We start from the raw sequence: 1,979 nt of genomic DNA on the forward strand, positions 1-1,979 counted from the left end.
CCCCCCCCCCCCCCCCCCCCCCCCCCCCCCCCCCCCCCCCCCCCCCCCCCCCCCCCCCCCCCCCCCCCCCCCCGCCCAGGCCATCGTCGTGCTGGCGGCAGGCCGCGTGCGGCATGCCCCCGAATACGGGGACCGCGACATCCCCGACTACGTCGCCCTCGCGCGCCTGCGCTACGCGGCGCACCTGCAGCGCGAGACGGGACTGCCCATCCTCGTCAGCGGCGGCAACGGCGGCGTCGACAAGGGCAACCCCGGCGGCTCGGAAGCCGACAGCATGGCCGCCGCCCTGCGCGAAGACTTCGGCGTGCCGGTGAAGTGGCTCGAGGACCGCTCCGGCGACACGGCGGAGAACGCGGCCTTCAGCGCCGCCATCCTGCGCGCGCACGGCATCCACCGGATCCTGCTCGTCACCGACGCGATGCACATGCCGCGCGCCAGCGCCGTGTTCGCGCGCGCCGGGCTGGACGTCGTCAGCGCGCCCACGATGTTCTTCGGCCGCCAGCCGCTGTCGATCCACGCCTGGGTGCCCAGCGCCGAGGGCATGCGCCGGTCGTGGTATGCGACGTACGAGTGGATCGGCCTCGCCTGGTACCGCGTGCGCGCGGCCGGCGGCCGCTGATTCACCGTCCGGCGAGCGTCGCGCACACCCTGTTGCGCCCGCCCCGCTTGGCGGCATACAGTTGCGCATCCGCGGCGCCGATCAGCGCTTCGGACGACGCGGGCAGCACCGGCGCCTGCGCGGGCACGGACGCGATGCCGAAGCTCGCCGTCGCCTTGACGGTTGCGCCGGGCGCGTCGGCGAAGGCCGCGCGGATGCGTTCCGCGAGCGTCTGCGCGCCCGCGAGGTCCGTCTGCGGCAGCACGAGCAGGAATTCCTCGCCGCCGTAGCGGACCACGCTGTCGACCGTGTCGCGCGTGAGCGACAGCAGCAGGCCGGCGAAATCCGCCAGCACCTGGTCGCCGGCCGCGTGGCCGTAGGTGTCGTTGATGCGCTTGAAATGGTCGAGGTCGCACAGGACCACCGACAGCGGCGTGCCGTAGCGCCTCGTGCGCTCGAGCTCCGCGTTCAACAGGCCTTTTTGCAGGAAGCGGCGGTTGTAGCAGCCCGTCAGCGGATCGCGGTCGGCCAGCTGCTGCAGCTGGATCGAGGCGCGGAACTGTTCGCGCTGGGCGACGTGGAAGCGGCGCGCGGCGATATAGCCGAGCGCATTGCCCATCACGAGCAGCAGCACGAGGGTCAAGAGGTCGTCCGCCCGCAGATTGCCCTGGATGACCAGCAGCGCGGCGAACACGATGCTGGACCCGACGCCGATCGCCACCGCGTAGATGAAACGGTTGGGGATTGTGACGTAGACCGCCATCAGGATCAGTGCCTGCGACATCGCATTCCACGCCAGCACCTCCGGCTGGAACCAGCACACGACCATGAACACGGCCAGCGCGACGACGAGCAGGGTACACGCGGCCCGGATCGACACGCGCACCGACCGCGGGCGGCGGACGATGGCCGCGAAGCAGCCCAGGCCCACGAGCGCCACGACGATGCGCAGGCCCATGAGCATCCACGCGATCGCCGTGGCGCCCAGGGTGGCGAAGTCGGTGGCCGCGAACGCGACGTAGAACGCGGCCGCGAACAGCAGGCTGGCCTTCAGCTGGCGGTTCCGCTCGGGCAGGAAGTGGCGCGTGAAGCGTGACTCGCTGGCCGGGTCCGCGAACTCGGCGCGGCGGCAGTCGATGGCCAGGTTGGGACGTTGGGGATCTTGGGGCAACACGGCGGGATTCGGTGGAAGCGGGGCGAATGGCGGCAACCAGTCATTTTAATTCAAGGTAACTAAATTTGCCATACGGAAATTTACTTACATCGCTTACCGGCTCCCCAGCCGCGGCGCCACCGTCGCCGGCTGTTGCCACGGCGCCTTGAGTGCCGTGCGCGTCGTGTAATCCGTCAGCGCGAGCCCGAACAGCAGCGCGAGCGTGAC

At 71.1% G+C, this 1,979-nt stretch carries 2 protein-coding genes; one reads left to right on the plus strand and one right to left on the minus strand.

Annotated features, from left to right (window positions below; all coding sequences use genetic code 11):
• Nucleotides 1-619 (plus strand): YdcF family protein (locus tag ACEN88_RS30285; RefSeq protein ID WP_413345675.1); only part of this gene is annotated, 619 nt, incomplete at its 5' end.
• Between the two features lies 1 nt (nucleotide 620).
• On the opposite strand, the gene ACEN88_RS30290 is transcribed toward ACEN88_RS30285, so the two are convergent.
• Nucleotides 621-1,772 carry a diguanylate cyclase gene (locus ACEN88_RS30290; RefSeq protein ID WP_413345677.1) on the minus strand — a complete coding sequence of 384 codons (1,152 nt, stop codon included), beginning with the start codon at nucleotides 1,770-1,772 and terminating at the stop codon, nucleotides 621-623.
• Nucleotides 1,773-1,979 lie beyond the last annotated feature (207 nt).

The sequence above is a fragment of the Massilia sp. CT11-108 genome (genome assembly GCF_047302915.1).
In the GTDB taxonomy this organism is placed as follows: Bacteria; Pseudomonadota; Gammaproteobacteria; order Burkholderiales; family Burkholderiaceae_D; genus Telluria; species Telluria orientalis.